Origin of the sequence: Vibrio sp. 779(2023), assembly GCF_033344285.1 — a bacterium.
Classification (GTDB): Bacteria; Pseudomonadota; Gammaproteobacteria; order Enterobacterales; family Vibrionaceae; genus Vibrio; species Vibrio alginolyticus.
In genome coordinates, this window is the sequence record NZ_JAWPOM010000048.1 from 1 (window position 1) to 6,368 (window position 6,368).

At 42.6% G+C, this 6,368-nt stretch carries 5 protein-coding genes and 4 tRNA genes; 6 read left to right on the forward strand and 3 right to left on the reverse strand.

All coding sequences use genetic code 11. The features are described 5' to 3' along the window. Nucleotides 1-705 precede the first annotated feature (705 nt). Both pssA and R8O70_RS24635 read right to left on the reverse strand, forming a co-directional pair. Nucleotides 706-2,046 (reverse strand): CDP-diacylglycerol--serine O-phosphatidyltransferase, encoded by a 1,341-nt coding sequence (gene pssA, locus R8O70_RS24630; protein WP_005388686.1) that lies wholly within the window; start codon nucleotides 2,044-2,046, stop codon nucleotides 706-708. 71 nt (nucleotides 2,047-2,117) lie between these two features. Beyond that, on the reverse strand, nucleotides 2,118-2,549 hold the full coding sequence (locus tag R8O70_RS24635) for a GNAT family N-acetyltransferase (protein ID WP_031781233.1): 432 nt from the start codon (nucleotides 2,547-2,549) through the stop codon (nucleotides 2,118-2,120). A 101-nt stretch (nucleotides 2,550-2,650) separates the two neighbouring features. Here R8O70_RS24635 and murB point away from each other — a divergent pair, with 101 nt between their 5' ends. Then, nucleotides 2,651-3,694: a UDP-N-acetylmuramate dehydrogenase gene (gene murB, locus R8O70_RS24640; protein WP_132937404.1), complete on the forward strand. Its 1,044-nt coding sequence runs from the start codon at nucleotides 2,651-2,653 to the stop codon at nucleotides 3,692-3,694. After that, nucleotides 3,691-4,656 (forward strand): bifunctional biotin--[acetyl-CoA-carboxylase] ligase/biotin operon repressor BirA, encoded by a 966-nt coding sequence (gene birA / locus R8O70_RS24645; RefSeq protein ID WP_005373054.1) that lies wholly within the window; start codon nucleotides 3,691-3,693, stop codon nucleotides 4,654-4,656. The genes murB and birA overlap by 4 nt, the downstream gene beginning before the upstream one ends. A 7-nt stretch (nucleotides 4,657-4,663) precedes the next feature. Here birA and coaA read toward each other — a convergent pair whose 3' ends face one another. After that, on the reverse strand, nucleotides 4,664-5,587 hold the full coding sequence (gene coaA / locus R8O70_RS24650) for a type I pantothenate kinase (protein ID WP_005388683.1): 924 nt from the start codon (nucleotides 5,585-5,587) through the stop codon (nucleotides 4,664-4,666). A 205-nt stretch (nucleotides 5,588-5,792) separates the two neighbouring features. Here coaA and R8O70_RS24655 point away from each other — a divergent pair. The 4 genes from R8O70_RS24655 to R8O70_RS24670 all read left to right on the forward strand — a co-directional run bounded on the left by R8O70_RS24655 (nucleotide 5,793) and on the right by R8O70_RS24670 (nucleotide 6,188). Continuing rightward, a tRNA-Thr gene (locus R8O70_RS24655) sits at nucleotides 5,793-5,868 on the forward strand. A gap of 36 nt (nucleotides 5,869-5,904) precedes the next feature. Continuing rightward, nucleotides 5,905-5,989, forward strand: a tRNA-Tyr gene (locus R8O70_RS24660). A gap of 35 nt (nucleotides 5,990-6,024) precedes the next feature. Next, nucleotides 6,025-6,099: transfer RNA gene (locus R8O70_RS24665), tRNA-Gly, on the forward strand. 13 nt (nucleotides 6,100-6,112) lie between these two features. Next, a tRNA-Thr gene (locus R8O70_RS24670) sits at nucleotides 6,113-6,188 on the forward strand. Nucleotides 6,189-6,368: the final 180 nt, after the last annotated feature.

The following is a 6,368-nucleotide window of genomic DNA, read 5'->3' on the forward strand; positions in this document are numbered from 1 at the left end:
GGGGTCGCGGGTTCGAGTCCCGTCCACTCCGCCACTTATATTAAGCCTCAGTCGAAAGACTGAGGCTTTTTTCGTTTCTACTGCGGCGTTTCCCTGAAGTGTGTTTACACCTAATTAGACTACTCCCCATAATCCCTACTAAGTGAACTTTGCGTGATTACACACTAGGCTTTAATTAATATAGGCCGTTGATGCTGTGGAAAGACAATATGACCTACAAACAAACCTAAGTAATCTATGGTATTCAAAGGCGTTCAACGGCTTGAATCTTGATGAGAAAGAAAAAACGAACTGTGCACATAATCCAGAAAAGCGTCATATATACCCCCAATCTCTCCTGGCTCAAAAATCAAACGACTTGAAAAGAATTGGAAGGTGAAAGATTGAAGGAGCTCTTCATTAGCGAGGTGATGATTTTCGACGCTGAACATTTGATGAGTCTCAGAAAAAATATATCGCCAAGGGGTAAGAAGCGCCAAAACAGAGAGGGGTAGCTTAGCTCGAGGCTGTAAGCTATGCGGAATACTCACAAACGTCAAAGCTCAAACCCATTAAGAGAGTCGCTCTAGATCTAAGTGGTTATGTGCTCACTAGCGGTACTAGAAAATAGTTAAGTATTCCAAATGGATTATATGAAAAAGCCAACTGCTAAAGCGGTTGGCTTAGTATAAAAATCTCGACGTACTTTAGAGCGAGAAATGATGTCTAAAGAATACGTTTTAAAACACCATCTGCCTTTAGGCGGGTAATTTTTCTGACCAGTCGCTGTACCCCTATAGGATAGTCTTCTACTTTCTCTAATTGCTTATAAGTACAGATAAGGTGAGTATGCTCAAGAATACGCGAAACTTCGTCTTCAAACTTCTCAGTGAGCTTCGCATAATTGTCTTGTATGAGTAGCCCATTTTCTAGGTCGAGTGACCAAGCACGTGGGTTTAGGTTATTCCCAGTAAGTAGCATATAGCGTTTATCAACCCAAATACCCTTAAGGTGGAAGCTGTTATTGTCATGCTTCCATAGGTGAATTGACAATTTACGTGCAGCGATATTCGCTTCATTGGCTTTCGCAAAGCGACGCAAATTCACTTCGTAAAGATATGGAAGTCCGCCAATGGTTTTAAAGTCTTCCTCGGGTGCAATGTAAAAGTCGTTGGCGGTTTTATCACCCACAACAATAGTTACTTTCACACCACGCTTCATGGCTCGTTTCACTTCACGATGAAGTGCTTTAGGGAAGTTAAAGTAAGGCGTACAAATGAAAATTTCGTCTTGGGCTGCTGCCAATAACTTTACAATCTGTTGATTGAGCAGATTACGGCGTTTGCCTAGCCCAACTAACGGAGTGACTTTTACACTTTCTTCTGTTGCAGCTTGGTCTTCAAACTTATAGTTGGCTTGAGCAAGAGAAGCCCTCAGTTGGCGAATCGCCGACTTTATTTCTTTGGTTTCTGGCTTATCTTTTCCTGCAAGATCATTAACGGCAGGGTGAGCAATCATTTCTTCCTGAATGAATTGCACCATTGAATTCGCTAAAGATTCATGTCGAATCACATGGTAACGATCAAATCGATAACGTTCATGATAATGGAGATAAACGTTATTTAAGCTCGCCCCACTGTAGATAACAGTATCATCGACAATGAAGCCTTTTAAATGCAGTACCCCAAAAACTTCTCTGCCACGCACTGGTATGCCATAGACAGGGATTGGGTGTTGGTATTTGCTGGCATATGCTTTGTAAAGCGCTGAATTACCCTCAGATGTCTCCGCACCAATCAGGCCACGCTGCGCTCGATGCCAGTCGACACAGATATTGATGTCCAACCCAGGATTGCGCTGTTTCGCTTCATAAAGCGCAGTGAGAATTTCACGTCCAGCTTCATCATCTTCCAGATATAGAGCGACTAGGTAAATTCGCGACGTTGCTTTGCTGATAGCATCTAAAAGACGGGTTCTGAATGATTCTGCTGAATACAGAACATCAAAGTCTTCCGGATTGACAGCGAGACTTGGCAACTGTTCGAATGGATTCCTACTTACTATCATATCGGTATGAGTACCTTAGTTTAGTGCAATATTGCGAACCTGCCATTTTATCAAAGATATGATTTACCTGGCTACAAAAGCACGCGTTTTGATGTCGTTGAAGAGATGAATTGCATTGGAATGAGATCTTTACCGCTATCTACATAACGTTGAAATGCCATTTTTAGCGGGTGTGGTAGCTCAGAGCAATCAATTGTTGTGAATCCATGCTTGGAATAATAGGATTCGAGATGTGTAAACGCGAAGCAATAATCGCCATCAGTGAAAACATTGTTTTTACAATGAGTTAGTAGTTCTTTTCCAATCCCTGTTCCCCTAACTTTCGGAATGACCAACATTCCTGTCAATAGACGAACTTTATCTACACTTTTTAAACGTAGTAACGCAATGATTTCACCTTTATGGCTTGCTGTAATGATCAATTCATCTTTTTTGGCTCGACCCGCAGGGTAATACGCCTTGTATAGTTTCTTAATGAGGGGGAGCTTGATGGGATTTAACACTTCTATGATTAATGAGTCTGGTATTGTCACTGCGGTTAAAAGATAACTAATGTAGAATGTCGACAGTTTAAGAGAATCTTATCTGGTGTTGCAAACCTACTATGCAAATTAAAACAAATGCGAGCCTAAAGGCTTACCATACTTTTGGAATTGAACAATCGTGTTCCTATTTAGCTATCGTTGAGTCGCTTGAAGATGTTATTGAGCTATTTCAAAACCCAAGATTCACCCATTTACCGAAACTTTTTTTAGGTAAAGGAAGTAATGTTCTTTTTACAGAACATTTTGAGGGATTAGTGATTGTTAATCGAATCATGGGTAAAGAAGTCACGGAAACGGATGAGCACTACCTATTACATATTGCCGGTGGTGAAGATTGGCCTGAATTGGTTTCCTGGTGTGTGAATCAGGGGATCGGTGGGATCGAGAACTTAGCTTTGATTCCAGGTTGTGCTGGCTCGGCTCCTATTCAGAACATTGGTGCGTATGGCCTAGAGCTAAAAGACATCTGTGATTATGTAGATGTTCTTGATCTAACTACGTTTGAAAACAAAAGAATGCACGCCCAAGACTGTGAGTTTGCCTATAGGGATTCCATATTTAAACATGCGTTGCACGGAAAGTGCTTTATCACCGCATTAGGGCTTAAGTTGGCGAAGCAATGGCAGCCGATTAACCAGTACGGTCCTTTACAAAGTATCCCAGAAGAACAACTCAGCCCTGCTTCTATCTTCGAACGAGTATGCCAAGTGCGAAAGGCAAAACTGCCAGATCCAACCAAGATAGGTAACGCAGGTAGTTTCTTTAAAAACCCAGTGATCACAGAAGATCACTATGATCGACTAACAAAAAAATACCCTAACGTAGTGGCCTACCCAGCTTCAGGAGGAATGAAAATTGCTGCTGGTTGGCTTATTGATCAGTGTGGATTAAAAGGGAAGTCTGTACACGGTGCGCAGGTCAACCCTATGCAAGCTTTGGTTTTGACCAACATAGATAATTGTAGTGCTGATGACATTGTCGCGCTTGCTTCTTTAGTGAAGCATACAGTATGGGACAAATACCAAATCATACTTGAGCATGAAGTACGCTTTCTCAATCGTACCGGGGAGACCAATTTGGCTCAGATCGAGGCATCTAGATGAGAAAAGATCACTCTACGAAACTTCATATTCTAAAGTTATTAAGTGATGGAGAGTTTCATTCAGGAGAAGCGTTGGGCGACGATCTTAATGTTTCTAGAGCGGCAATCGCTAAGCACATTAAAGGTCTTAGTGAATGGGGTATTGATATTTATCGAGTGCAAGGGCGCGGTTACCAATTAGCCTCACCATTGCAGTTGTTAGACGAGACTCTCCTTACCACTAGCTCGGAGTCACTTGTTGAACTCGTCCCTGTGATTGACTCAACGAATCAATATTTGCTCGACAGAGTCGCGGATTCGGAAAAGGGCCGTGTTTGTATTGCTGAATATCAAGCACAAGGGCGTGGTCGCCGCGGTAGACAATGGGTCTCACCGTTTGGCTCTAACTTATATCTCTCTATGTATTGGCGACTGGATGCAGGAATGGCTGCGGCAATGGGCTTGAGCTTGGTGATTGGGATTGCCGCAGTGGAAGCTTTGGAAGAAGTAGGCATGCAAGGTGTTAAACTCAAGTGGCCGAATGACTTGTATTATCAAGATAAAAAACTGGCCGGAATCTTGGTTGAAATGTCGGGTCAGGCCGGTGGGGCTGCTCATCTAGTGATTGGGATGGGCCTGAATATTGGAATGCCTGACGACCAGCCTGAGATTGACCAGCCATGGACCACGTTGAACCAAGTAAATCAGAGTCTCAAGATCGATAGAAATGTTCTAGCAATGACACTTATCAAGCATTGGAATTCCGCACTTGTCGAATATGAAATGAAAGGACTTACTGGCTTTATCGAACGTTGGAATCGGTTAGACAATTTCCTTAATCGTCAGGTCAAACTGCTTATTGGTCCTAGAGAGGTATATGGCGTCGTTCGAGGCATCGATCATCAAGGTGGAATATTAATCGAAACCTCCCAAGGACTAGAGACTTATATTGGTGGTGAAATCTCGTTGCGTAAAAGTGACTAATCTTCGATTACTTTCGCAACGAAACTTTATCAACTAAGTGGTTAACGCCTTTGTGTAGAATCAAGTGGGCTCTCTCACGAGTTGGAAGAATATTCAATTCTAAATTGAGCCCATTAATATCATGCCAAATTTGCTTCGCTTTTTTCTTTGCGTCATCGACAGAGAGTTGTGTGTAGTGGCTAAAATAAGAGCCTGGTTTCGTAAAGGCCCCTTGGCGAAACTTTAAAAAGCGTTCTACATACCAATGTTCAATGGTTTCTGTTTCTGCGTCGACATAAATTGAAAAATCTAAAAAGTCAGAGACGAAGACACGATGCGGGTCATGTGGATAGTCCATTCCACTTTGCAGAACGTTTAAACCTTCAATAATAAGAACATCCGGTCTATCCACTTTCCTTAGTTCATCAGTAATGTCATACGTGATGTGAGAGTAGATGGGTACTTCAAGATCGGGCTTTCCTGCCTTTACGTCAGACATGAACTCGACTAAGCGCTTGATATCATAGGATTCTGGGAAGCCTTTACGATGCATGATACCGCGTTCTTCTAGTACTTTTTTCGGATATAGGAAGCCATCTGTTGTAACCAAGGACACTTTGGGATGATTCTCCCAACGAGAAAGCAATGCCGTTAGAATACGAGCAGTCGTACTTTTGCCTACAGCAACACTGCCAGCGATACCAATTACGAAAGGGGGAGCATGTTCCTCTGTATTTAAGAATTGTTGTAATACGGAATTGCGGCTTTGACGAGCCTGGACATACAGATTCAAAAGACGAGACAAAGGAAGGTAGATCTCTACCGCTTCCTCCATGGTTAGGTTTTCATTAATGCCCTGAAGCGCAGTCAAGTCGTCTTCAGAAAGTGTCATCGGTACAGAGTTTCTTAACTCGGCCCAATTTGCACGGTCAAATGACAAAAATGGACTCATGGGTCTCTTTTATCCTTGGTTTAATAGAAGCAAGAACATACATCAAGCGAACTTCAAAGCAAACGACAAAGGTCGAAGTTTACTTTAAAAAAGCTAAGTTTGTACGAATTTGCAGCAAACGAATCTAAAAAATCGAAATTTATGATTTTTTTTCAAATTACTATTGCAACCTAGAAAATCATTCAATAGAATGCGCACCACTTATGCCGACTTAGCTCAGTAGGTAGAGCAACTGACTTGTAATCAGTAGGTCACCAGTTCGATTCCGGTAGTCGGCACCATTCTTTCCTTTAGTAGTCTGAATGGCTTGAAAATTTGGAGGGGTTCCCGAGTGGCCAAAGGGAGCAGACTGTAAATCTGCCGGCACTGCCTTCGATGGTTCGAATCCGTCCCCCTCCACCATATTCTTTAGGAAATAGCTCTCAGAGTTACGTGTTGCGGGCATCGTATAATGGCTATTACCTCAGCCTTCCAAGCTGATGATGCGGGTTCGATTCCCGCTGCCCGCTCCACTCTAATTTGAGTGCTGATATAGCTCAGGTGGTAGAGCGCATCCTTGGTAAGGATGAGGTCGGCAGTTCGAGTCTGCCTATCAGCACCAGCTCTCAAGTTTATTTCCTTTTGATATTAGATTTACCAATTATCTTTTTTTGGTTGCGTGGTCAATTTGGGCCACCTAAATCCGTACCTAGAGGGACCACTCATGTCTAAAGAAAAATTTGAACGTACGAAACCGCACGTTAACGTTGGTACTATCGGCCACGTTGACCACGGTAAAACA

Bases quoted from the DNA above. Each gene is read 5' to 3' on its own strand.
- pssA (WP_005388686.1), bottom strand. From the start codon at position 2,046: ATGATAGTAAGTAGGAATCCATTCGAACAGTTGCCAAGTCTCGCTGTC.
- birA (WP_005373054.1), top strand. From the start codon at position 3,691: ATGAGAAAAGATCACTCTACGAAACTTCATATTCTAAAGTTATTAAGT.
- murB (WP_132937404.1), top strand. From the start codon at position 2,651: ATGCAAATTAAAACAAATGCGAGCCTAAAGGCTTACCATACTTTTGGA.
- coaA (WP_005388683.1), bottom strand. From the start codon at position 5,587: ATGAGTCCATTTTTGTCATTTGACCGTGCAAATTGGGCCGAGTTAAGA.